Origin of the sequence: Enterobacter hormaechei subsp. hoffmannii (assembly GCF_001729745.1) — a bacterium.
Classification (GTDB): Bacteria; Pseudomonadota; Gammaproteobacteria; order Enterobacterales; family Enterobacteriaceae; genus Enterobacter; species Enterobacter intestinihominis.
Genome location: NZ_CP017186.1, coordinates 3557874 through 3583450, shown reverse-complemented (window position 1 = coordinate 3583450; position 25577 = coordinate 3557874). Strand labels below are relative to the sequence as shown.

Annotated in this window: 18 protein-coding genes; 13 read left to right on the top strand and 5 right to left on the bottom strand. The window is 56.2% G+C overall.

The window, feature by feature from the left end; translation table 11 throughout:
* Window positions 1-180: 180 nt before the first annotated feature.
* The 4 genes from gudP (at window position 181) to BFV65_RS16795 (ending at window position 5452) form a co-directional block, all read left to right on the top strand.
* Complete coding sequence (gene gudP / locus BFV65_RS16810; protein ID WP_003862734.1) at window positions 181-1536, top strand: galactarate/glucarate/glycerate transporter GudP; 1356 nt, start codon at window positions 181-183, stop codon at window positions 1534-1536.
* Window positions 1536-2876 carry an enolase C-terminal domain-like protein gene (locus BFV65_RS16805; RefSeq protein WP_069597116.1) on the top strand — a complete coding sequence of 447 codons (1341 nt, stop codon included), beginning with the start codon at window positions 1536-1538 and terminating at the stop codon, window positions 2874-2876. The genes gudP and BFV65_RS16805 overlap by 1 nt, the downstream gene beginning before the upstream one ends.
* 15 nt (window positions 2877-2891) lie before the next feature.
* Window positions 2892-4229: a glucarate dehydratase gene (gudD, locus tag BFV65_RS16800; protein WP_046618678.1), complete on the top strand. Its 1338-nt coding sequence runs from the start codon at window positions 2892-2894 to the stop codon at window positions 4227-4229.
* A 77-nt stretch (window positions 4230-4306) separates the two neighbouring features.
* Window positions 4307-5452: a glycerate kinase gene (locus BFV65_RS16795; protein ID WP_032626012.1), complete on the top strand. Its 1146-nt coding sequence runs from the start codon at window positions 4307-4309 to the stop codon at window positions 5450-5452.
* Window positions 5453-5501: 49 nt separating this feature from the next.
* Here BFV65_RS16795 and barA read toward each other — a convergent pair whose 3' ends face one another.
* Window positions 5502-8261: a two-component sensor histidine kinase BarA gene (gene barA, locus BFV65_RS16790; RefSeq protein ID WP_022649206.1), complete on the bottom strand. Its 2760-nt coding sequence runs from the start codon at window positions 8259-8261 to the stop codon at window positions 5502-5504.
* Between the two features lie 57 nt (window positions 8262-8318).
* Between barA and rlmD the strand changes: the two genes are divergently transcribed.
* The 5 genes from rlmD to eno all read left to right on the top strand — a co-directional run bounded on the left by rlmD (window position 8319) and on the right by eno (window position 16000).
* Complete coding sequence (gene rlmD, locus BFV65_RS16785) at window positions 8319-9617, top strand: 23S rRNA (uracil(1939)-C(5))-methyltransferase RlmD (RefSeq protein WP_069596911.1); 1299 nt, start codon at window positions 8319-8321, stop codon at window positions 9615-9617.
* 51 nt (window positions 9618-9668) lie between these two features.
* Window positions 9669-11900 carry a GTP diphosphokinase gene (gene relA / locus BFV65_RS16780; RefSeq protein WP_022649204.1) on the top strand — a complete coding sequence of 744 codons (2232 nt, stop codon included), beginning with the start codon at window positions 9669-9671 and terminating at the stop codon, window positions 11898-11900.
* Between the two features lie 66 nt (window positions 11901-11966).
* Window positions 11967-12758 carry a nucleoside triphosphate pyrophosphohydrolase gene (mazG, locus tag BFV65_RS16775; RefSeq protein ID WP_022649203.1) on the top strand — a complete coding sequence of 264 codons (792 nt, stop codon included), beginning with the start codon at window positions 11967-11969 and terminating at the stop codon, window positions 12756-12758.
* Window positions 12759-12981: 223 nt separating this feature from the next.
* Complete coding sequence (pyrG, locus tag BFV65_RS16770; RefSeq protein ID WP_022649202.1) at window positions 12982-14619, top strand: glutamine hydrolyzing CTP synthase; 1638 nt, start codon at window positions 12982-12984, stop codon at window positions 14617-14619.
* 82 nt (window positions 14620-14701) lie between these two features.
* Window positions 14702-16000 carry a phosphopyruvate hydratase gene (gene eno / locus BFV65_RS16765; RefSeq protein ID WP_022649201.1) on the top strand — a complete coding sequence of 433 codons (1299 nt, stop codon included), beginning with the start codon at window positions 14702-14704 and terminating at the stop codon, window positions 15998-16000.
* 52 nt (window positions 16001-16052) lie between these two features.
* Here eno and BFV65_RS16760 read toward each other — a convergent pair whose 3' ends face one another.
* Window positions 16053-16877 (bottom strand): MurR/RpiR family transcriptional regulator, encoded by an 825-nt coding sequence (locus BFV65_RS16760; protein WP_015571725.1) that lies wholly within the window; start codon window positions 16875-16877, stop codon window positions 16053-16055.
* A gap of 166 nt (window positions 16878-17043) precedes the next feature.
* Here BFV65_RS16760 and BFV65_RS16755 point away from each other — a divergent pair, with 166 nt between their 5' ends.
* The 3 genes from BFV65_RS16755 to queE are packed head-to-tail and all read left to right on the top strand — an operon-like array spanning window position 17044 to window position 20036.
* Entirely contained in the window at window positions 17044-18603 is a 1560-nt protein-coding gene (locus BFV65_RS16755) for a maltose/glucose-specific PTS transporter subunit IIC (protein WP_069597115.1), read from the top strand.
* The gene (locus BFV65_RS16750) at window positions 18603-19310 is read left to right on the top strand and encodes an N-acetylmannosamine-6-phosphate 2-epimerase (protein ID WP_023298492.1); all 708 of its coding nucleotides are present in this window, start codon (window positions 18603-18605) and stop codon (window positions 19308-19310) included. The genes BFV65_RS16755 and BFV65_RS16750 overlap by 1 nt, the downstream gene beginning before the upstream one ends.
* A gap of 54 nt (window positions 19311-19364) precedes the next feature.
* The gene (gene queE / locus BFV65_RS16745; protein WP_006811780.1) at window positions 19365-20036 is read left to right on the top strand and encodes a 7-carboxy-7-deazaguanine synthase QueE; all 672 of its coding nucleotides are present in this window, start codon (window positions 19365-19367) and stop codon (window positions 20034-20036) included.
* A 17-nt stretch (window positions 20037-20053) separates the two neighbouring features.
* Here the strand turns inward: queE and BFV65_RS16740 are convergent, their stop codons facing one another.
* Together BFV65_RS16740 and BFV65_RS16735 are read right to left on the bottom strand one after the other, a co-directional pair.
* The gene (locus tag BFV65_RS16740; protein ID WP_069596910.1) at window positions 20054-21451 is read right to left on the bottom strand and encodes an MFS transporter; all 1398 of its coding nucleotides are present in this window, start codon (window positions 21449-21451) and stop codon (window positions 20054-20056) included.
* A 27-nt stretch (window positions 21452-21478) separates the two neighbouring features.
* A complete protein-coding gene (locus BFV65_RS16735; RefSeq protein WP_069596909.1) occupies window positions 21479-22648 on the bottom strand; it encodes a M20 aminoacylase family protein in 1170 nt (389 codons plus the stop codon).
* Between the two features lie 171 nt (window positions 22649-22819).
* On the opposite strand from BFV65_RS16735, the gene BFV65_RS16730 reads away from it, so the two are divergent.
* Entirely contained in the window at window positions 22820-25174 is a 2355-nt protein-coding gene (locus tag BFV65_RS16730; RefSeq protein WP_069596908.1) for a helix-turn-helix domain-containing protein, read from the top strand.
* Here the strand turns inward: BFV65_RS16730 and queD are convergent.
* Entirely contained in the window at window positions 25159-25524 is a 366-nt protein-coding gene (gene queD, locus BFV65_RS16725) for a 6-carboxytetrahydropterin synthase QueD (RefSeq protein ID WP_006811776.1), read from the bottom strand. The genes BFV65_RS16730 and queD overlap by 16 nt on opposite strands.
* Window positions 25525-25577 lie beyond the last annotated feature (53 nt).

Here is a 25577-nt window from a genome sequence, read left to right as displayed (position 1 = left end):
CGCCCGTCAATGTTGTGTTCCTGCACGGTGAGAGAACCGGTCACTCCTTCATATACTTTTCCCGTCACTATAAAACGGCTTCGGGCCGTACCAAAACCAAACACAAATCTCTCATTCTGATTACCCTACAGGTGCTGTACAGAATGAACCAGGCGAAAGCTATGTTTCAGGAGTGCAACAATGAGTACATTAAGCCACGCGGCGAGCAGCGCTGAGAAGCGCACCAACGCCCGATACTGGATAGTGGTGATGCTGTTTATCGTCACCTCTTTCAACTACGGCGACCGTGCCACGTTATCCATTGCCGGCTCTGAGATGGCAAAGGACATCGGACTTGATCCGGTGGGTATGGGTTATGTTTTCTCCGCATTTTCATGGGCCTACGTAATCGGCCAAATCCCTGGCGGCTGGCTGCTGGACCGCTTTGGCTCAAAACGGGTCTATTTCTGGTCCATTTTCATCTGGTCGATGTTTACCCTGTTACAGGGCTTCGTGGATATCTTCAGCGGCTTCGGCATTATCATTGCGCTCTTTACCCTCCGCTTCCTGGTGGGTTTAGCGGAAGCGCCATCTTTCCCGGGCAACAGCCGCATTGTGGCCGCCTGGTTCCCGGCGCAGGAGAGGGGAACGGCGGTAGCAATCTTTAACTCGGCGCAATACTTTGCGACGGTTATTTTCGCGCCAATTATGGGCTGGCTGACGCACGAAGTGGGCTGGTCGCACGTCTTCTTCTTCATGGGCGGGCTGGGGATCGTCATCAGCTTTATCTGGCTGAAAGTGATCCACGAACCAAACCAGCACCCGGGCGTGAACAAGAAAGAGCTGGACTACATTGCTGAAGGCGGGGCGCTGATCAACATGGATCAGAAAACCCAGAAAGCAAAAGTCCCGTTCAGCCAGAAATGGGGGCAGATCAAACAGCTCGTCGGCTCACGGATGATGATCGGTATCTATCTCGGCCAGTACTGCATTAACGCCTTAACCTACTTCTTCATCACCTGGTTCCCGGTTTACCTGGTGCAGGCGCGCGGGATGTCGATTCTGAAGGCGGGTTTTGTCGCCTCCGTGCCAGCCATCTGCGGCTTCGTGGGCGGGGTGCTCGGCGGGGTCATCTCCGACTGGCTGATGCGTCGCACCGGTTCGCTGAATATTGCGCGTAAAACGCCAATCGTGCTCGGCATGCTGCTCTCCATGACCATGGTGTTCTGTAACTACGTCAGCGCGGAGTGGATGATTATCGGCTTTATGGCGATGGCCTTCTTCGGTAAAGGCATCGGCGCGCTGGGCTGGGCGGTGATGGCAGATACCGCGCCGAAAGAGATCAGCGGCCTGAGCGGCGGTCTGTTCAACATGTTTGGCAACATTTCCGGCATTGTCACCCCAATCGCTATCGGTTACATCGTCGGCACCACCGGCTCCTTCAATGGTGCGCTGATTTATGTAGGCGTCCATGCGCTGGTGGCGGTACTCAGTTACCTGGTGCTGGTGGGGGACATCAAACGAATCGAACTGAAACCTGTTGGGGAGCGCGGATGATGACAACGCAATCAAGCCCGATCGTGACGGAGATGAAAGTCATCCCGGTGGCGGGTCAGGACAGCATGCTGCTCAACATTGGCGGCGCGCATAACGCCTGGTTCACCCGCAACATCGTGGTGCTGACCGACAGCGCAGGGAATACCGGCGTCGGGGAAGCGCCGGGCGGAGAGGTGATTTACCAGACGCTGGTCGACGCCATCCCGCAGGTGGTTGGGCAGGAGGTCGCCCGCCTGAACAAGGTGGTTCAGCGGGTGCATAAGGGCAACCAGTCGGCTGATTTTGATACCTTCGGCAAGGGCGCCTGGACGTTTGAACTGCGCGTTAACGCGGTGGCGGCGCTGGAGGCGGCTCTCCTTGATTTACTGGGCAAGGCGCTGAATGTGCCGGTCTGCGAACTGCTGGGGCCAGGCAAACAGCGTGATGCGGTAACGGTGCTGGGCTATCTGTTCTACGTTGGCGACCGGACGAAAACCGATCTGCCGTATCTGGAGTGCTCGCCGGGCAGCCACGCGTGGTATCACCTGCGTCATCAGGAAGCGCTCTCTGGCGAGGCGGTGGTACGCCTGGCAGAGGCGGCGCAGGATCGCTACGGCTTTAAAGACTTCAAGCTGAAAGGCGGCGTTCTGCCGGGCGAACAGGAGATTGACAGCGTGCGCGCGTTGAAAAAACGCTTCCCGGAGGCACGCATCACCGTCGATCCGAACGGCGCCTGGCGGCTGGATGAAGCTATCGCGCTGTGCAAAGGACTGGGCGACGTGCTGACCTACGCGGAAGATCCGTGCGGCGCCGAGCAGGGCTTTTCTGGCCGCGAGGTGATGGCCGAATTCCGCCGCGCTACCGGGCTGCCGGTTGCGACCAACATGATCGCCACTAACTGGCGCGAAATGGGCCACGCGGTGATGTTGAATGCGGTGGACATACCGCTGGCTGATCCGCACTTCTGGACCCTTTCCGGCGCAGTGCGCGTGGCGCAGCTGTGCGATGACTGGGGGCTCACCTGGGGCTGCCACTCCAATAACCATTTCGACATTTCGCTGGCGATGTTTACCCACGTTGGCGCAGCGGCGCCGGGTAACCCGACCGCCATCGATACGCACTGGATCTGGCAGGAAGGCGAAGCGCGCCTGACCAAAAATCCACTTGAAATCAAAAACGGCACCATTGCCGTACCGGATACGCCGGGGCTGGGCGTGGAGCTTGACTGGGATCAGATCCACAAGGCGCATGAAGCGTATAAAAAACTGCCGGGCGGCGCGCGCAACGACGCAGGCCCGATGCAGTACCTTATCCCCGGCTGGACATTTGACCGTAAGCGCCCTGTATTTGGACGTCACTGATAAAAGGATCGAACGATGAGCACATTTTCTACCCCTGTAGTAACCTCCATGCAGATCATTCCTGTCGCGGGACATGACAGCATGCTGATGAACCTGAGCGGCGCCCATGCGCCGTTCTTCACCCGTAATATTGTGGTGATCAAGGACAACTCAGGGCATACCGGTGTCGGTGAAATCCCGGGCGGGGAGAAGATCCGTAAAACGCTGGAGGACGCCATTCCGCTGGTGGTGGGTAAAACGCTGGGCGAGTACAAAAATGTACTGACCAGCGTGCGTACGACCTTTGCCGATCGTGATGCGGGTGGCCGTGGTCTGCAAACGTTTGATCTGCGTACCACTATCCATGTGGTCACGGGCATTGAAGCCGCGATGCTGGATCTGTTAGGCCAGCATCTGGGCGTCAATGTCGCCTCCCTGCTGGGCGACGGCCAGCAGCGCAGCGAAGTGGAAATGCTCGGCTACCTGTTCTTTATCGGCAACCGCAAACTCACCCCGCTGCCGTACCAGAGCCAGCCGGACGAAAAATGCGACTGGTATCGTGTGCGTCACGATGAAGCGATGACCCCGGATGCGGTGGTGCGCCTGGCTGAAGCCGCGTATGAAAAATATGGCTTTAATGACTTCAAGCTGAAAGGCGGCGTACTGGCGGGTGAAGAAGAAGCTGAGGCGATTGCCGCGCTGGCGAAGCGCTTCCCGCAGGCGCGCGTCACGCTGGATCCGAACGGTGCCTGGTCGCTTGAAGAGGCGATCAAAATTGGTAAGCAGCTCAAAGGCGTGCTGGCCTACGCGGAAGATCCGTGCGGCGCAGAGCAGGGGTTCTCTGGACGTGAAGTGATGGCGGAGTTCCGTCGCGCCACCGGGCTGCCAACCGCCACCAACATGATCGCGACCGACTGGCGCCAGATGGGGCACACGCTCTCGCTGCAATCGGTGGACATTCCGCTGGCAGACCCGCACTTCTGGACGATGCAGGGCTCGGTTCGCGTGGCGCAGATGTGCCATGAGTTCGGCCTGACCTGGGGCTCGCACTCCAACAACCACTTCGACATCTCGCTGGCGATGTTCACCCACGTAGCGGCTGCTGCGCCGGGCAACATTACCGCTATCGACACCCACTGGATCTGGCAGGAGGGCAATCAGCGCCTGACTAAACAGCCGTTTGAGATCAAGGGGGGGATGGTGCAGGTTCCAGCTACGCCGGGGCTGGGCGTTGAACTGGATATGGATCAGGTCATGAAAGCGCACGAGCTTTACCAGAAACACGGGCTGGGCGCACGTGATGATGCGCTGGCGATGCAGTACCTGATCCCAGAGTGGTCATTCGACAATAAACGTCCGTGCATGGTACGATAAGCCAACTGGGACCGCTCCCATGGGCGGTCCCTTACGTGGTGTATGCTTAACGTAACTAACATGCGTAAGGATGGCTTATGAAAATTGTTATCGCTCCGGACTCGTATAAGGAAAGCTTGAGCGCGCTGGAGGTGGCGACAGCGATAGAGGTCGGTTTTCGCGAAATTTTCCCCTCAGCGGAGTACGTCAAATTACCGGTTGCCGATGGTGGCGAAGGGACGGTGGAAGCGATGGTGGCAGCCACCCATGGGCGTCTTGTCCATGTTCCCGTTACCGGGCCTTTGGGAGAACGCGTGGAAGGGTTTTTCGGGTTATCCGGAGACGGGAAAAGCGCGTTTATCGAGATGGCGGCCGCGAGCGGTCTGGAGCTTGTTGCTCCTGCAAAGCGTAACCCGTTAATCACCACCTCGTGGGGGACCGGGGAACTGATCCGTCATGCGCTGGATGCGGGCGTTAAGCATATCATTATTGGCATTGGAGGCAGCGCGACCAATGACGGTGGCGCAGGCATGGTGCAGGCGCTGGGCGTAAAACTGCTGGATGCGAAAGCACAGCCCGTTGGGCCGGGCGGCGGCGAACTGGCAAGCCTTGCGCATATCGATCTTAGTGGGCTGGATGAGCGGCTGGCAGACTGTCGAATTGAAGTGGCCTGCGATGTGACCAACCCCCTGATTGGCGAGACTGGCGCTTCTGCGGTATTCGGTCCGCAGAAAGGGGCGACGCCGGAGATGGTCAGGACGCTGGACAACGCGCTTGCGCATTACGCAAACATTATCGCCAGGGATCTGGATATTGACGTCTTAAACCTGGCGGGGGGCGGAGCAGCTGGCGGAATGGGGGCGGCGCTGTATGCATTTTGCGGGGCACAGCTTCGTCGGGGGATTGAGATTGTCACCGATGCCCTGCATCTCGATGAACAGGTCGCGGACGCCGATCTGGTGATCACGGGCGAAGGGCGTATCGACAGCCAGACGATCCACGGCAAAGTGCCCGTTGGCGTGGCGAGAGTCGCGAAACGCTATAACAAACCGGTTATCGGCATTGCCGGCAGCCTGACGGCGGATGTTGGCGTGGTGCACGAGCACGGACTGGATGCGGTATTCAGCGTGATTTACACCATCTGCTCGCTGGAGGATGCGCTGGAAAATGCGCAACAGAATGTACAGATGGCCGCAAGGAATATTGCGGCGGCCATAAAGGTGGGACAGGGGATGTCGCGTTAACGTTCGTGCTCCTGTAGGCCCGGTAAGCGAAGCGCCACCGGGCTTTTTCTTAGCTTCCCAACACCTTCATCGCTTCCCGCGTCACGTTGTCCATCTCGTCCAGCAGCTCCAGAAACTCCGGCTCAAGATCGGATTCTGGCGTACCCGCGCGGAGCTGCTGTTCAAGCAGCTGGCAGAGATTTTTCAACCGCGGCACGCCGCTGTAGCCGCAGCTACCGTGCAGTTTATGGATGGCCTCCAGCAGCCCTTCAGGGTTTTCGCCCACCAGCTGTTCTTCAACCTTGTTACGGATCTCAGGCAGGAAGTCCACCAGCATTTGCAGCATATCGCGGGCCAGATCGGCTTTGCCTGCTGCCTGGCGCAGCGCCAGTTGCCAGTCAAACGTGGCATTCTGGTTAACGCTGATTTCCGGCGATTCAGCTGAAATGGTGTACGTCCCGCCAATGTGACCCGGTTTGTAGCGCAGCAGCAGGCTGTGCAGCTTCTCTTCATCAATCGGTTTCGCCAGATAATCGTTCATGCCCGCACCCAGCAGTTTCTCTTTTTGTCCCGCCATCGCGTGCGCCGTCACGGCAATCACCGGCGTCTGCTGCTGGTGTGGAAGCTGACGAATTAATTCGCAGGCGCGGATGCCATCCATGCCCGGCATCTGAATATCCATCAGGATCAGGTCAAACTGCATCTGTTTGGCTTGTTCTACGGCTTCGGCGCCGCTGGTACACAGTTCAACGTGCTGAACCTGATCCTCAAGCAGCACGCCAATCAGCTTAAGGTTTGCCGGGTTATCATCCACGGCCATCACCGTCATCGGCAGCTTATGTTCGTCGTTTTCCAGCGGCAGGGACTGATGCGTCAGACGGCAATATTCAGTCAACGCAGGTAACAGCCGTGTGGCGGTGAGGGGTTTCAGCAGACATGCCGCCGCCCCGTCGTTTTTAAGCTCTTCGGCGTTGATTTGGGCGTGGCACGGCAGAGCCAGCAGCAGGTAGTCCGTCATTGAGGCAGCCTTTGCCAGCCGTTCCTGCTGCATGGTCAGTTCTCCGGTAAATGTCACCGGAATCCCCAGCAAAAGAATATCGTAATGATCGTTCGCCAGCGCGGAGAAGGTCGGGCTGTAGACCACCTCCAGCGGCGTGCTGCTTAATACATCCAGCGTACACTGCGCCGCGGCGGCGTTCGGTTCCACATAGGCCAGACGCATCCCTTTCAGGCAGTCGGTGACCGGACCGTCGGTTTGCACGTTCGGATTAAGATCAAGATTGATATGGAACCAGAAGGTCGAGCCCCGGTTAGGCTGGCTGTGGAAGGAGATATCGCCTCCCATCTCTTTCACCAGCTTTTGGGTGATCACCAGACCCAGGCCCGTTCCACCGTGACGACGGGAAATGCTCGCATCGGCCTGGCGGAACGCCTGGAACAGACGCGACTGATCGCGCTCCGGAATGCCGATGCCGGTATCCCGGATCTGAACTTCAATCTGGACCTTATTATTACTGAGCGCCCTTTTTTCGACCAGAATGTCGATGTTGCCGCTCTCGGTGAACTTAATCGCGTTGCCCACCAGATTGGTGATGACCTGTTGCAGGCGCAGCGGGTCGCCAATGACATTATCCGGTACGTCATTTTTGATATTGAGCGTCAGTTCCAGCCCCTTATCATGCGAGGAGTGGGCGAGAAGCGTGACCACGTCATCCAGTGTGCTGCGCAGCGGGAAGGGGATACTCTCCAGAATCAGCTTGCCCGCTTCCAGCTTCGAGAAGTCCAGTACGTCGTTAATAATGGTCAGCAGGTTGTTGGCTGAGCGTTCAATGGTATGCAGGTGGTCACGCTGGGTCGGGTTGAGCTCGCTTTTGAGCGTCAAACGGGTGAAGCCAATCACCCCGTTCAGCGGCGTGCGCAGCTCATGCGACATGTTTGCCAGGAACTCAGACTTAATACGGGCCGCCTCCTGAGCGCGTTTTTTCGCCAGATCCAGCTCCACGTTCTGGATCTCCATCTGCTCCAGCGTTTCGCGCAGGTCAGAGGTGGCCTGGTCAACGTTGTGCTGCATCTCTTCGTGATAAGCCGCCAGCGACATCGCCATTGAGTTGATGCCGTTTTTCAGCATATCCAGCTCGCCGAGCATGAAGCCTTCCACGCGGCTGTCCAGCTGACCCCGGCGGATCCGGTCAACGGTATTCACCATGTTACGGATAGGCCCCGTGACGTCGCGCATCAGCCGCCAGCCGAAGATCAACGCGATGCCGATACAGAACAGCATCATCACGCCGGAGATGAATATTTCTTTGTACTGCTGGAGCCGCACCGACTTGAGATCCAGCTCCAGCGCCACATATCCCAGCATATTATTGCTGGACTTCGCATCGGACTGGGCGGATTCGTCGGGTGAATAGCTTTCTGAGATAATCGGCGTGCGCAGGATCATGATATCGCCGCGCCGCAGGACCGTGAGATGACGCGGGAAAGGGGTACCTTCCGGGATTTTCAGCGACGTGGGATCCAGATGGAAATTCGAGGTGACGAACAGACGGTTATGCTCATCGTAAACGGAAATGGCGCGCACAATCTCTGAATGACGGCGGTGCAGCACGCTGATTAACTGACCAATGGATTCACGGTTTTGCAGGTTCATACCGTACTCGCTGGAGACGGCCAGCGGTTCGATAATGCTGGCCCCGGCATCTTCAAGCTGTCTCTGCAAATCGTTATAGCGATGCACCACAAAGAAAATGCTCAGCAGCAAACCGATGAGAACGGTAGGAGCGAGGATCAAAATCATCATGCGCGCGCGCAGGCTGTAGTTGGTCATGGAGTTCCGTTATGGGACAATCAGGCTAATTATGTTTATTTGAGAACAATCTCGGCGATGGCGCAATTCTACTCTGCAAAACGACGCGTGACGACGCGTCAGATCATAACTGTTGAAGCCTCTGACCTCGATCCTTTTGGACAGGGGGTAGCACGTCACAAGGGTAAGACACTGTTTATCACAGGTTTGCTGCCAGGAGAACGCGCAGATATTACGCTGACGGAAGACAAACGCCAGTATGCGCGCGGCCAGGTCAAGCGCCGTCTTAATGATAGCCCGGAGCGCGTGACGCCTCGCTGCCCCCATTTTGGCGTTTGCGGAGGCTGTCAGCAACAGCATGCCAGCACAGAATTACAGCAAAAAAGTAAAAGCAACGCGCTGGCCCGCCTGCTAAAACATGACGTCAGTGACATTGTTGCTGACCAGCCGTGGGGCTACCGTCGCCGCGCTCGCCTGAGTCTAAGCTACCAGCCAAAAACTGAACGGCTGGAGATGGGTTTTCGCAAAGCCAGCTCCAGCGATATCGTCTCCATCACTCAATGCCCTGTTTTGGTGCCCCAACTTGAGGCACTGCTCCCGGCCGTGCACCACTGTCTTGCATCGCTGGATGGTGTGCGTTCGCTGGGCCATGTCGAACTGGTGCTGGCCAACGGCGGCCCGCTGATGGTGCTGCGCCACACCGCACCGCTGTCCAGGGCAGATCGCGAAAAACTGGAACGCTTTTCGCATTCTCATGAGCTTGCGCTTTTCCTCGCGCCGCAAAGCGAGATACTTGAGCAGGTTAGCGGAGACGCGCCCTGGTATGCGTCAGACGGGCTACGCTTAACGTTCAGCCCGCGGGATTTTATCCAGGTCAATGACGGCGTGAACCAGCAGATGGTGGCGAACGCGCTGGCGTGGCTTGACGTCCAGCCCACCGATCGGGTGCTCGATCTGTTCTGCGGTATGGGTAACTTTACCCTGCCGCTGGCCCGCAAAGCAGCAAGCGTGGTCGGGGTGGAAGGCGTTGAGGTGCTGGTGGCGAAAGGCCAGGAGAACGCCCAACAGAACGGCTTGCAAAATGTGACATTCTTTCATCAAAATCTTGAGGATGATGTTACTCAGCAACCGTGGGCTAAGCAGGGCTTTGATAAGATCCTGCTCGATCCGGCGCGCGCAGGTGCGCCGGGCGTGATGCAGCATATAATTAAACTCGCGCCTGAACGCGTGGTCTATGTTTCCTGTAACCCGGCGACGCTGGCCCGTGACAGCGAAGCATTATTGAGCGGGGGTTACCAGATTCGGCGTCTGGCAATGCTGGACATGTTCCCGCACACTGGACATCTGGAATCAATGGTGTTGTTCGAGCACATCTAATGAGTTTGGCTTGTCGACTTCGACAGGCCCTTGTCCCTAAAGGAGAGGACGATGGTTGCGGTAAGAAGTGCACATTTAAATAAAGCTGGTGAGTTTGACCCTCAAAAATGGATCGCAAGTCTGGGGATTTCCAGCCAGCAGTCGTGTGAACGCTTAACCGAAACCTGGGCCTATTGTTTACGCACAACGCAGGGGCATCCGGACGCTGAACTGCTGTTGTGGCGCGGCGTGGAGATGGTTGAAATTCTCTCCATGCTTAACATGGATATCGAAACGCTACAGGCCGCACTGCTGTTCCCACTGGCAGATGCTAACGTGGTGACGGAAGACGTGCTGCGTGAAAGCGTCGGCCAGTCCGTCGTGGCGCTCATCCACGGCGTGCGTGATATGGCCGCCATCCGTCAACTGAAAGCCGCGCAAACGGATTCTGTCTCTTCCGAGCAGGTGGATAACGTCCGCCGCATGCTGCTGGCGATGGTGGATGATTTTCGCTGCGTGGTGATCAAGCTGGCCGAACGGGTTGCCCATCTGCGCGAAGTGAAGGATGCGCCGGAAGACGAGCGCGTCCTGGCCGCCAAAGAGTGTACGAATATCTATGCGCCGCTGGCGAACCGTCTGGGTATCGGGCAACTGAAGTGGGAGCTGGAAGATTACTGCTTCCGCTATCTGCATCCGGCGGAATACAAACGCATTGCAAAATTGCTGCACGAACGCCGCATCGACCGCGAACACTATATCGAGGAATTTGTCAGCGGGCTGCGCCAGTCGATGAAAGAGGAGAATGTGCGCGCCGAGGTCTACGGGCGTCCGAAGCACATCTACAGCATCTGGCGCAAAATGCAGAAGAAACATCTCGCCTTCGACGAGCTGTTTGACGTGCGCGCCGTGCGTATCGTGGCGGAGCGTCTCCAGGACTGCTACGCCGCGCTGGGGATAGTACATACTCACTTCCGCCATCTGCCGGATGAGTTCGATGACTACGTCGCGAACCCCAAACCGAATGGCTATCAGTCCATCCACACTGTGGTGCTCGGCCCCGGCGGCAAAACTGTGGAAATTCAGATCCGTACTAAACAGATGCACGAAGACGCCGAGCTGGGCGTCGCCGCGCACTGGAAGTACAAAGAAGGCACTTCCGGCGGCGCGCGCTCCGGTCACGAGGACCGTATCGCCTGGCTGCGTAAGCTGATTGCGTGGCAGGAAGAGATGGCCGACTCCGGCGAAATGCTCGACGAAGTGCGCAGTCAGGTCTTCGACGATCGCGTCTACGTCTTTACCCCGAAAGGGGATGTGGTTGATCTGCCGGCAGGCTCTACGCCGCTCGATTTCGCCTACCACATTCACAGCGACGTGGGGCACCGTTGCATCGGGGCGAAGATCGGCGGACGTATCGTACCGTTTACCTACCAGCTACAGATGGGTGACCAGATTGAAATCATCACCCAGAAGCAGCCAAACCCAAGCCGCGACTGGCTGAATCCAAACCTCGGTTACGTGACCACCAGCCGCGGGCGCTCTAAAATTCACGCCTGGTTCCGCAAGCAGGATCGTGACAAGAATATCCTTGCCGGTCGTCAGATCCTTGACGACGAGCTGGAGCATATCGGGATAAACCTGAAAGAGGCGGAGAAGTTCCTGCTGCCGCGCTACAACTTCAACGAGCTCGACGAACTGTTAGCGGCGATTGGCGGCGGCGATATCCGCCTGAACCAGATGGTGAACTTCCTGCAAGCGCAGTTCAACAAGCCAAGCGCGGCAGAGCAGGATGCGGCAGCGCTGAAACAGCTCCAGCAGAAAACCTACGCTCCGCAGCAGCGCAGCAAGGACAATGGCCGCGTGGTGGTTGAAGGGGTGGGTAACCTCATGCACCATATTGCCCGCTGCTGCCAGCCGATACCGGGTGACGATATTGTCGGCTTTATCACCCAGGGGCGCGGGATCTCAATTCACCGCTCCGACTGTGATCAGCTTGCTGAGCTGCAATCGCATGCGCCGGAACGTATCGTGGAAGCCGTCTGGGGTGAAAGCTACTCCGCTGGCTACTCGCTGGTGGTGCGCGTCACTGCCAACGACCGCAGTGGCCTGCTGCGCGATATCACCACGATTCTCGCCAACGAGAAGGTCAACGTGCTGGGCGTTGCCAGCCGCAGCGATACCCGCGAGCAGCTTGCCACCATCGATATGACCATCGAAATCTATAACCTGCAGGTGCTGGGCCGGGTGCTCGGTAAACTGAACCAGGTGCCGGATGTGATTGACGCGCGTCGTCTGCACGGCGGCTAAACATCCTCTTCTGTAGGCCGGGTAAGGCAACGCTGCCACCCGGCATTTTGACATCAGGACAGAACTATGACTCAAATCGACCGCCTGCTTGGCATCATGAAACGCCTGCGCGACCCGGAAAACGGCTGCCCGTGGGATAAAGAGCAGACTTTCGCCACCATTGCGCCTTACACGCTGGAAGAGACCTACGAAGTGCTGGACGCGATTTCGCGCGAAGATTTCGACGACCTGCGCGGTGAGCTGGGCGACCTGCTGTTCCAGGTGGTGTTCTACGCACAGATGGCGCAGGAAGAGGGGCGCTTTAACTTTGACGACATCTGCGCCGCTATCAGCGACAAGCTGGAGCGCCGTCATCCGCATATCTTTGGCGATGCCTCCGCAGGCAACAGTGCGGAAGTGCTGGCGCGCTGGGAGCAGATCAAAAGCGCCGAACGCGCTGAAAAATCCCAGCACTCGGCGCTGGACGACATTCCCCTGAACCTTCCTGCGCTGATGCGCGCGCACAAAATTCAAAAGCGCTGCTCGGCGGTAGGGTTTGACTGGACCTCTCTCGGCCCGGTGCTGGAAAAAGTGCACGAAGAGATCGACGAAGTGATGCATGAAGCGCAGCAGGCCGTTGTGGATGAAGCAAAGCTGGAAGAGGAGATGGGCGATCTGCTGTTCGCGACCGTCAACCTTTCTCGCCACCTCGGTGTAAAAGCGGAAACCGCCCTGCAAAAAGCGAACATTAAATTCGAACGTCGCTTCCGCGAGGTTGAGCGCATTGTGGCCTCGCGCGGCCTGGAAATGAGCGGCATTGACCTCGAGGCGATGGAAGAAGTCTGGCAGGAAGTAAAACGCCAGGAACATGATCTCTAACGAAATTTTGCGATCAAGCGCAATTTGTGTGATTTTTTAAATGACAAGCGCTTGATTTGTGTCAAAAACATTTACCCAAAAGGGGCTATTTTCTCACTCCTTATGTTTGTCATGGCCTGGGAAGGAGACGGAGAATGAAAGTTTGTGGCGCTCGTCGTGTTCGGGTATACTACTTTCCCGTCCTGGTTATTCCATCGTTTCACCCTAACTTCTCAGGTTCAGCATGACAACGAACTATATTTTTGTGACCGGCGGGGTCGTATCCTCTCTGGGTAAAGGCATTGCCGCAGCCTCCCTCGCAGCCATTCTTGAAGCCCGTGGCCTCAATGTGACCATGATGAAACTGGATCCGTACATCAACGTCGATCCAGGCACCATGAGCCCAACCCAACACGGGGAAGTGTTCGTTACTGAAGACGGCGCTGAAACCGATCTGGATCTTGGCCACTACGAGCGTTTCATCCGTACCAAAATGACCCGTCGTAACAACTTTACGACTGGCCGTATCTACTCTGACGTTCTGCGTAAAGAGCGCCGTGGTGACTACCTGGGCGCGACCGTGCAGGTCATCCCACACATCACTAACGCCATCAAAGAGCGTGTCCTTGCCGGTGGCGAAGGGCATGACGTTGTGCTGGTTGAAATCGGCGGTACCGTAGGGGATATCGAATCCCTGCCGTTCCTCGAAGCGATTCGTCAGCTGGCGGTAGATATTGGTCGTGAGAACGCGCTGTTCATGCACCTGACGCTGGTGCCTTACATGGCGGCAGCAGGTGAAGTGAAAACCAAACCGACTCAGCACTCTGTTAAAGAGCTGCTCTCCATCGGTATTCAGCCTGATATCCTGGTTTGCCGTTCCGATCGTGCGATTCCAGCGAACGAACGCGCGAAAATTGCATTGTTCTGTAACGTGCCTGAAAAAGCCGTTATTTCAATGAAAGACGTCGATTCCATTTATAAAATCCCGGGCCTGTTGAAATCACAGGGTCTGGACGATTATATTTGTAAACGATTCAGCTTGAACTGTCCGGAAGCTAACCTGTCTGAATGGGAGCAGGTGATTTACGAAGAAGCCAATCCGGGCGGCGAAGTGACTATCGGTATGGTCGGCAAGTATATTGAACTGCCGGATGCCTATAAGTCAGTTATCGAGGCGCTGAAGCACGGTGGTCTGAAGAATCGCGTCTCCGTCAACATCAAGCTGATTGATTCGCAGGATGTTGAAACGCGCGGCGTCGAAATTCTCAAAGATCTGGATGCGATTCTCATCCCTGGCGGCTTCGGCTACCGTGGTGTTGAAGGCAAGATCGCCACTGCACGCTATGCGCGTGAAAACAATATTCCATACCTCGGCATCTGCCTGGGTATGCAGGTTGCGCTGATTGAATTTGCGCGCAACGTAGCGGGAATGGAAAACGCGAACTCTACGGAATTTGTGCCAGACTGTAAGTACCCTGTCGTGGCGCTGATTACGGAATGGCGCGACGAAGACGGTAACGTCGAAGTCCGTACCGAGAAGAGCGATCTGGGTGGCACCATGCGTCTTGGCGCACAGGCCTGCCAGCTGTCAGACGATAGCGTGGTTCGCAAGCTGTACGGCGAGCCGGTGATTACCGAGCGCCATCGTCACCGCTATGAAGTCAACAACATGTTGTTGAAACAAATTGAAGCTGCAGGTCTGCGTGTTGCAGGCCGTTCCGGGGATGATCAGTTAGTCGAGATCATCGAAGTGCCAAACCATCCGTGGTTCGTGGCCTGCCAATTCCACCCGGAATTTACTTCAACGCCGCGTGACGGGCATCCGCTGTTTGCAGGCTTCGTGAAAGCCGCCAGCGAGTACCAGAAGCGTCAGGCGAAGTAAAAAAAGTTAGAACGGCAACGCGTACCCCTGGTACGCGTTGTTTGTCTGGAGTTTTAGTTTAACTTGTACTGAGGAAAATCTAATGTCCAAAATCGTTAAAGTCATCGGTCGTGAAATCATCGACTCCCGTGGTAACCCGACCGTTGAAGCCGAAGTTCATCTGGAAGGTGGTTTCGTCGGTATGGCTGCTGCTCCATCAGGCGCATCTACAGGTTCCCGCGAAGCGCTGGAACTGCGTGATGGCGACAAATCCCGTTTCATGGGCAAAGGCGTACTGAAAGCGGTTGGCGCTGTTAACGGTCCTATTGCTCAGGCTATCGTTGGCAAAGATGCCAAAGATCAGGCTGGCATCGACAAGATCATGATCGATCTGGACGGTACTGAAAACAAATCTAACTTCGGTGCGAACGCAATCCTGGCAGTTTCCCTGGCGAACGCCAAAGCAGCAGCTGCTGCTAAAGGTATGCCACTTTTCGAGCACATCGCTGAACTGAACGGCACCCCAGGCAAATACTCCATGCCTGTACCAATGATGAACATCATCAACGGTGGTGAGCACGCAGACAACAACGTTGATATTCAGGAATTCATGATTCAGCCTGTTGGCGCGAAATCCCTGAAAGAAGCGGTGCGTATGGGTTCTGAAGTGTTCCACAACCTGGCTAAAGTTCTGAAAGCTAAAGGTATGAACACTGCTGTTGGTGACGAAGGTGGCTACGCGCCAAACCTGGGTTCTAACGCAGAAGCGCTGGCTGTTATCGCTGAAGCGGTTAAAGCAGCAGGCTACGAGCTGGGCAAAGACATCACCCTGGCGATGGACTGTGCAGCATCTGAATTCTACAAAGACGGTAAATACGTTCTGGCTGGCGAAGGCAACAAAGCATTCACCTCCGAAGAGTTCACCCACTTCCTGGAAGACCTGACCAAACAGTACCCAATCGTTTCTATCGAAGACGGTCTGGACGAGTCTGACTGGGATGGTTTCGCATACCAGACCAAAGTACTGGGCGACAAAATCCAGCTGGTTGGTGACGATCTGTTCGTAACCAACACCAAGATCCTGAAAGAAGGCATCGAGAAAGGCATCGTTAACTCCATCCTGATCAAATTCAACCAGATCGGTTCTCTGACCGAAACGCTGGCTGCGATCAAAATGGCGAAAGACGCTGGCTACACCGCTGTTATCTCTCACCGTTCTGGCGAAACTGAAGACGCTACCATCGCTGACCTGGCTGTGGGTACCGCTGCTGGCCAGATCAAAACCGGTTCTATGAGCCGTTCTGACCGTGTTGCTAAATACAACCAGCTGATTCGTATCGAAGAAGCGCTGGGCGAAAAAGCACCTTACAACGGTCGTAAAGAGATCAAAGGCCAGGCATAAGCCTGAACTTTCGTTCTTATGAAAAAACCCGCTTCGGCGGGTTTTTTGTTTTCTATAGCAGAAGCGGCAGCGTGGCGCTGGCCGTTTGCTGGCTTACGTCACCGTAATGGCTGTCTACTGCAATAAGGGAAGTGGTAAGCAGTTCAACCAGCAGCATCACGCCAACCTTGGCATTGAGCGCACCCGCGCTCAGCGGTCCCTCGGGCTTGGCTGCAACCAGCTGTAAATCGCTCAGGGAGGCCAGCGGGCTGCGGGGTGTATTGCTGAGCGCCAGTACCTTAACGCCACGCTTGCGGGCGAGTTTCACCACGTGAAGCAGATCCCGTGTAGAGCCAGAACTTGAGATGGCCACCACCAGCGTCTCTTTCGAGAGCGTCGTCGCATTCATGGCGGCGCGATGCATATCGCTAAACAGCTGTGCAGGTTTGCCGAGTCGCAGCAGCTTGTAATGCAAATACTCCCCCAGAATCGCGCTGGCCGCCACCCCGTAAATTTGCACTGATTGCGCCTGATGCAAGGCCAGTGTCGCCTGTTCAAGCTGGGCCCGGTCGAGGAGTTTTGCGGTATCTTGCAGCGCCTGGACAGACTCATCCACCACGTTATCTATCGCATCTCCTGCCTGACGCTCTGGCAAACCCTGCTGAATATCCAGCGCAAGCGCCATTTTAAATTCGTTATATCCCTTACAGCCCAGCGTGCGGCAAAGGCGTGTGACGCTGGCCTCGCTGGTGCCGCTTTCACGCGCCAGCTCGGTGATCGTCAGGTAGAGCACCCTGGCAGGATCGTTGAGAACAAACTCCCCCAGTTTTTGTTGCGTTGGGCTGTACCCGGAAGCCTCCTGGCGTAGCTTCAGCAGCAGGTTTTCATGGTCCGACATGCTAGATCCTTAATGCGTTTCTCTGCCAACTAGTGTGGCGGAAAGCGGGGGAGAGATGCCAGTCATTTCGAAAAAGTATGATCGGCGTCCTGGTTTTTGGTGGTAATTTTCACAATTAAAATTATATATGGTAAAAATTTTCATCAACAACCAGGGGGATAAAAATATGATGCAAATGTTCAGCGGAGCGTCTTCCGGCGGATGGTTTGAAAAAGCGCAGCGCTTTGGCAAATCCTTTATGTTACCTATCGCCATACTGCCCGCAGCAGGTCTGTTGTTGGGGATCGGCGGGGCGCTATCGAATCCGAATACGCTTACCGCGTATCCATTTTTAGACGTTGGCTGGCTACAGGCCATCTTTACCATCATGAGCAGTGCAGGCTCGATTGCGTTCGCAAACCTGTCGGTACTGTTTGCTGTTGGGGTCGCCGTTGGGCTGGCAAAAAATGATAAAGGTACGGCAGGGCTGGCGGCATTACTCGCTTATCTGGTGATGAATGCCACTATCAATGCGCTGCTGATCCTGACCGGAAAACTGGCGCATGAGAACCCGGGCGCCGTAGGGCAGGGCATGACGCTGGGTATTCAGACGCTTGAAACGGGCGTGTTTGGTGGGGTCGTTATTGGGCTTGTGACCTGCGCACTGCATCATCGGTTTAATAAAATCGCGCTTCCGCAATTCCTGGGCTTTTTTGGCGGCTCACGCTTCGTACCCATTATCAGCTCACTGGCGGCGATACTCGTCGGCGCGCTGATGACCGTGGTCTGGCCGCATTTTCAGAAGCTGATCTTTGGCCTTGGCGGTCTGGTGGATGCCACCGGCTATCTGGGAACATTGCTGTACGGCTTCATCCTGCGCATGCTTGGCCCGTTTGGCCTGCACCACATCTTTTATCTGCCGTTCTGGACCACCGCGCTTGGCGGCAGTGAAATTGTTAACGGTCACCTGGTTGAGGGCACGCAGCGGATCTTCTTTGCTCAGCTCGCGGACCCGAACACCCAGCACTTCTATGAGGGCACGTCGCGCTTCATGTCCGGGCGCTTTATTACGATGATGTTTGGCCTGCTGGGCGCCTGCCTGGCGATGTACCACACGGCTAAACCCGAGAACAAGAAGCGCGTAGCCGGGCTGCTGCTGTCAGCGGCGTTAACCTCTTTCCTGACGGGCATTACCGAGCCCATCGAGTTCTCATTCCTGTTTATTGCGCCGGTGCTGTACGTCATTCATGCGCTGTTTGACGGGCTGGCGTTTATGCTCGCGCACATGCTGCATATCACCATCGGGCAAACTTTCTCCGGCGGGTTTATTGATTTCGTGCTGTTCGGCATTTTGCAGGGTGAAGCGAAAACTAACTGGATGTTCGTCCCGCTGGTAGGCGTACCGTGGTTCTTCCTTTACTACTGTACTTTCCGCTATCTGATTAAACGTTTTGATTTTGCCACGCCGGGCCGTGAAAAGGAGGCGTTGGCTGACGAGGCTACCCTGCCGCAAAGCGAGCGCGCCGCAGCGGTGATCGCCGGGCTGGGAGGAAAAGACAATCTGGATGACGTTGACTGCTGCGCCACGCGCCTTCGCGTCACGGTGAAAGACGGTAGCAAAGTCAATGAAGCAGCACTGAAAGCGACCGGCGCGCGCGGCGTTATCGTCCGCGGCAACGGTGTCCAGGTCATCTATGGCCCGCACGTCACCCTTATCAAAAACGAAGTGGAAGAGATCTTATCGTAATGAAAACTGTACTGGATAACCTGAAAGGAAAACTGGTCGTCTCCTGCCAGGCGCTGGAAAATGAACCGCTGCACAGCCCGTTTATTATGTCGCGAATGGCGCTGGCAGCAGCCCAGGGCGGTGCCGCTGCGATCCGCGCCAATAGCGTGGTGGATATCAAGGCTATCAAAGGGCTGGTCTCACTGCCGGTCATCGGCATCATCAAACGGGACTATCCGGATAGCGAGGTGTTTATCACCGCGACGCTCAAAGAAGTGGATGAGCTGATGGCGGTCGCCCCGGACATCGTTGCGCTGGATGCGACCGCCCGGAAACGGCCCGGTGGCGTATCGCTGGACATGCTGATCGCGCAGATCCGCACCCGTTACCCTTCGCTGCTGCTGATGGCGGATATTGCCACCGTGCAGGAGGCCGTGACCGCCCAGGCGCTGGGGTTTGATTGTGTCGGAACCACCCTTTACGGTTATACGGCAGAGACCGCGGGCCATTCGCTACCGGAAAATGACTGCGCGTTTTTGAAAGAGGTGCTGTCTGCCGTCACGATCCCCGTGATTGCCGAAGGTAACGTGGATACCCCCGATCGCGCGGCCAGGTGTCTGGAGTTGGGGGCGCATACGGTTGTCGTCGGCGGGGCGATCACCCGACCGCAGCAAATTACGGAACGGTTTATGGCGGCAATTGGCGCGCAAAGCACCGATGGAGCATGATCATCTGACGGGGATCTGCGATACTTATCGTTTATTCCCTTAACAGAGTTGACTATGCAGTACCCGATTAACGAGATGTTCCAGACCCTGCAAGGCGAGGGTTACTTTACCGGCGTTCCCGCTATCTTTATTCGTTTACAGGGATGCCCGGTTGGCTGCGCCTGGTGTGATACCAAACATACGTGGGATAAGCTCGCAGATCGGGAAGTGTCGCTGTTCAGCATTCTGGCGAAAACCAAAGAGAGCGATAAATGGGGCGCGGGCAGCGCGGAAGATCTGCTTGCCATAATTGGTCGTCAGGGCTGGACGGCGCGGCACGTGGTGATCACCGGTGGGGAACCCTGCATTCACGATCTGATGCCCCTCACCGAACTGCTCGAGAAGAACGGCTATAGCTGTCAGATCGAAACCAGCGGTACCCATGAAGTGCGCTGCTCCCATTCAACGTGGGTAACGGTTTCACCGAAAGTGAATATGCGCGGCGGTTATGACGTACTGTCGCAGGCGCTTGAGCGTGCGGATGAGATCAAACATCCGGTGGGGCGCGTGCGTGACATCGAAGCGCTGGACGAACTGCTGGCGACGCTGACGGACGAAAAGCAGCGCGTGATCGCGCTACAGCCTATCAGCCAGAAAGACGATGCAACCCGTCTGTGCATTGAAACCTGTATCGCCCGCAACTGGCGCCTGTCGATGCAGACGCACAAATATCTGAACATTGCCTGATACTTTTGTGGCCCCGCTTAACGCGGGGCTTTTGTTGTTGGCAGTAATGCCCAGGTCACTACGGCTGACCCAAGACAAATCGCACTGTTGAAAAGCAAGGCATACTGCGCGGCACTGGCCGTTCCCATCGGCAGCCATAGGGCGTACAGCGATGCGGTGACCGCGATCCCCATTGCGCCGCCCAGGGAACTGCCCATCTTATAGATCCCTGAAGCCACCCCCACTTTGTTTTCAGGGGCATTCATTACCGCCGTGTCCGTTGAGGGCGTGGCGTAACATCCGAGCCCCAGCCCGAATAAAATATTGCTCAGAAAGACGGTGACAATGTAGACCTCTTTGCTTAAGAAGGTGCATGAAATCAGCGTAATACCTGTTGCGGTCAGCAGCGGGCCGGTCATCATCGGCAGCCTGGCGCCATAGCGCTGAAGCAGTTTTTCACCCACCCGGATCATCGCCAGTACGGTAACCAGATACCCCAGCGTCATCATGCCGGTCTGTAGCGGTGACAGATGATGGCCTTGCTGCAACCAGATGCTGGCGATCATCATGGTGCCAATGCAGCCGTTGAGCAGGAAATTTGAGAATACCGAGGCGCTATAGGCACGGTTTTTAAACAGGGCGAAATCGATCAACGCCGCATCGCCCTTCCGCCGCCCGGTAACGACAAAGCACATCAGTGCAATCACGGCTCCACACAGTACAAGAAGCGATAAACTGCTGCTCCAGCCCCAGCTGTGTCCTTTGCTGATAAACAGATTGAACAGCACCAGCATAAGGACAAAACTCACCAGGCCGCTGATATCCAGCTTGTGTCGACACGCATCAGGGCTGCGGCTTTCCGGCGTGGCGCGGATAAGCAATAGCGCGACCAGAGCCACCACTATCGACAAAATAAAAATCCAGCGCCAGCCCAGCGTGGTGGCGATGGCGCCTCCCACAAACGAGCTCAGGCCACTCCCGCCCCATGAACCAATAACCCAGAAGCTGATTGCGCGCTGGCGTGCTTTCCCTTCATACCAGGTCTTAATCAGCGCCAGCGTGGCGGGCATGATGCAGGCCGCGGATAGCCCCTGTATCGCTCTTCCCAACAGAAACAGGACGGGCTCCCATGAAATGAACAGCAGACCGCTTCCGATCATGCTCAAAATCAGGCCTGTCATGGTCAGGCGCATGCGCCCAAACTTATCGGCAAACCCACCGCAGGCTACGACAAAACAGCCGCTAAACAACGCGCTCAGGCTGACGGCCAGCGTAAGGGTTTCGAGGGCAATGTCGAGGTTATTCTGCATGGCCGGAACCACGTTGATAACCGACTGGGCAAACAGCCAGAAGGTCAGAACGCTCATGACGATACCCGCCAGCAGCCGATCGTTACCGGCGTAGGCGGATGCGTCTGTCAGGGAAACGGTACTCATAATGCAGCCCTCCCGGGAAGGTGCGAATCAGCGCAGATAGTGTTCGGTCAGTGCGGCCCACAGCGCCGCGCCGGTGAGGAGAATAGTGTCGTTAAAGTCGTAGCCCGGGTTATGCACCATGCAGCGGTCAGGCTCATCGCCAGCGCCAAGGGTGAAATAACAGCCATTGGGATTTTTCTCGAGCATGAACGCAAAGTCCTCGCTGCCCATAAACGCATTCACCTCCGCGACGGAATCCTGACCGAACAGATCGGTGGCGACGTTGCGCACCATCTCATTGGCTTGCGGATTGTTTTTCAGTACCGGGCTGCCATTAATGTGTCGAATGGTAGCCGTGGCATTGAAACTTTCCGCCTGCGCAACGGCGATATCATGGATGCGCTGTAGCACGGTTTGCCGCACGCTTTCATCCAGCGTGCGCACGGTAAGTTTCATCAATACTTTGTCGTTGATGATGTTGGGGGCATGTCCAGCCTGAATGCTGCCTACGGTAACGACGGCAGGCTGAAAAGGGGTGATATTGCGCGAAACAATGGACTGCAAAGCGATAGTGATATGACAGGCAACCAGGGTGGCATCTACGGTATGTTCTGGCACCGCGCCGTGCCCCCCCACGCCGTTAACCTCAATATGAAGGGTGTCGGAAGAGGCCATCATGGCGCCATCGCGCAGACCAATTTTTCCGACGGGCTGTGACGGCATATTGTGCAGACCAAAAATGTGGTCGCAGGGGAACAGGTCAAACAAACCGTCCTCTACCATAACGCGTCCGCCATACAGAAGTTCTTCCGCAGGCTGAAAAATAAGGTGCAGCGTGCCGTTAAAATTGCGGGTGCGTGCCAGGTACTCCGCTGCATACAGGAGCGTTGTGGTGTGGCCGTCATGACCGCAGCCGTGGAATTTACCCTCAACGGTACTGCTCCAGGCCTTGCCGCTGTTTTCCTGCATAGGCAGCGCATCCATGTCGGCGCGCAGACCCAGGCGTTTAGGCCCGTTACCCACCTTCAGCGTGCCGACCACACCGGTTTTCGCCAGGCCGCGATGAACCTCATATCCCCAATCCTCAAGCAACGCCGCAACGCGATCGCTCGTATTGTGCTCCTCAAAACCAATTTCAGGATGCTGATGAAAATAGCGACGTAATTCAGTGAACTGGGCTTCTTTGCCGCGCAGAGCTTCGATAATTGGATGTGTCATTTTTGTTATCCTTTTTATGCCAAACGGTGATAATTTCGAGTCTATGACGATCGCACTGCCAGAAAATGCATTTTTTTGTTGTAAAGCGACGGTTTTGTTTTGATTGTTTTTCATACAATTCCGTTATGACAAAAAAGAGCCGGTCATTATTTGTCTTTGATGAGGGGAAAGATGAATCAGCGGGGAGATGAATTTTGGGTGGAGATCCAGGACATTCGCCACTGCGTGGAGGATGAAGGCGATACGCTAACGTTGCTCTGGGTGCTGGAAGGGCGGGCTGAGCTGAATACCGATGTGGGACGTGACATCCTGGAGGCCAATACCCTTGCCATCATCAACCGTCATCGGCGCTGGCAGTTCACGAGCGAAACGGCAAATATCACCCTGCGCGTGTCCCTTTCCGGGCGCTGGGTGGTCCAGCTCTGCAATGATTTTTTTGTCCATGATTACGCTATACCGGCAGAAGCCGGAGGCGTCTGGCCCCAATGCGATGCGCTTCGCGATCTGCTGCGCCAGCTTCTTGTGGTCACCCTCATCAACGACCCACACCGCTACCGGCTGGAGGCGTACCGCTGGCTGAGCGAGATATTGCTGTTGCTGACCAGCCGCTTTCAGCAGCCCGCCCGGTTTTTGTCCCGTGAACTTTCCCCAGCGCACAGCAAACGCATTGCCCGGGTGATAGAGCGGATCAATGCCAGTTATTCTCGCCGTATTACGCTTGCGGAAATCGCCGCGAGTGAATATGTCTCTGAAGCCTGGCTCTCTCGTCTCTTTAGAAAGGAGGTGGGGATCAGTTTCATGCAGTACATCACTACCCTGCGGCTGGAAAAGGCGGCTGACGCGCTCCGTCTGACGAACCGACCGCTGCATCAGATTGCGCTTGAGCAGGGTTTCGCCAGCACGCGTATGATGACCGATCGGTTTCGGCGTGTTCACAATATGTCCCCGGGTGAGTTTCGTAAGTCCCGACGCCAGCACCCGGAGGCCACACGTGTTCGTACGGACAGGTGTGAGCAGCGCTATCCGGTGGCCATGGATAAACTGTTTAGCCTGCTCAATGAACCGGTGGCGCGCGGCTGGGGAGCCTCCCCGCTTATCGATCGACCGCAGCAGGAGCAGACACTGGATCTTGAGCAGCTTAATCCTCTCTCCACCTCGCTGCGTCGTATGCGGGTGGTCATTACCCTGCGTGAGCTCGACGATTTACTGCGTGAGGACGTTCGTCAGAATCTTGAAGCGATAAATGAGGCCATTCCCATAGAGGGAATTGATATCGCCGAACCTTTTCTCAGCAGCCGTCTGTTTGCCACCGGGTGGGATGACCCCCAGATGGCGGGCTACGCCTGCTGGTACAATCTGCATCAGCTCTTCACCTGGCTGGCAAAAAAGCAATGGACGGTGCTGCTGCACACCGGCGTAACGACCCGTCGCGATCTACTTGCCCGTTTTTTACAACGGTCGGTCAATCATTTTTCGCCCGAGATCACCGCGGGCTGGCACTTTGTCATGCACTGGTCAACACAGGCGAGTGAGGAGACCCGGGAGCAGGTCTGGCTGGCGCAGCAAAACGTCATACGCAACTATCTGCCACAGGCAAAGTTTGGTTTATGGCATCGATTTTCACCCGACAGCGCGGGCGTGAGCGACAATACCCTGTTCAGCTCAGCCATCCTGATGCAGGCCGATTTTCTTGCCTGTTCAGCCGATGCCAATGAACTTCTCGATCCTGCGCAGCGGGAGCCAGCCCAACTCTCTTCTACAGAAAATTATCCGGTACAGAAGATCCGCCAGATTATCGCCGCCCTTCGTCTGCACAAATGTTCGCTTCCCGTCTGGCTTCTCTCCTGGAATACCCTCACCGGGAACACGCGGGCGACAAACGGCTGGTTTTTTCGTGGGGCGCTGCTGATGCAGAGCCTGCTCGGGCTATCGGAACAGGTCTGGCTAGGGGGATTCTGGCTCAATTCGGGCCTTCAGGGTGAAGCCCGTGCGAACAACACCATCGATACGTCAAGCCTTGCGCTACAGTACAACCATGGTCTTCCACGGCCGGTTTATTGGGTACTCTGGCTCTGGCAACGCCTGCGGGGCGAGGTGCTGGTAAACGACGGGCGTGTTCTGCTCACGCGCCATCACAATGGTTACCAGTTGCTGCTGCGTAATGTGGTGGTTTTTAATCCGCTCCTTTCCAGTGAAGAAGCATTCATCCAGCGTTTTCGCCAGCAGTATCATTTACACCTGAAGGGAATGCGCGGTATTTGGCGAATTAAACGCCATCTTTTCGATCAGCATAACGGCGCGCTCTATCCGTTGCTTGAAGGGGTAGGCAGCGAAAGCGGCCCTGACGAAGAGATGTGGCGCTGGATAGCGCATAAAGCGCGTCCAACGCTTTCCCTGTACGATGAACGCATTGATGACGGCTGGCAACTGACAGAATCACTGGAGAGTAATGCGCTGGTGCTCTATGAGTTTACGCCGCTCGTGCCTCTTGAGGCCGAAACGGAGGAGATTCACTCCCCGCGGTAGACGCAGCCTGCCGTGCAGGTCTCTTTGATCATTACCGCGCTCAGCAGCGGCACAAGCGGTTTCATCTGATCCCAAATCCATTTCGCCAGCACTTCGCTGGTCGGGTTTTCAAGGCCCGGAATATCATTCAGATAGTAGTGATCGAGACGATCGTAGGTCGGCTTAAACGCGGCCTTCAGTTCGGCAAAGTCCATGATCCAGCCCGTATGGGGATCGACTTCACCGGTGATTTCAAGACGCACCATAAACGAGTGTCCATGCAGGCGGCCACATTTGTGCCCGGCAGGAACGTGTGGAAGGTGGTGTGCGGCTTCGAAGGTGAAATCTTTAAACAGTGTGGTGGACATCATAGCTCTCAGGAATGCGGAAAAAACCGCCGCATAGTACCGGAAAGCACAATTTT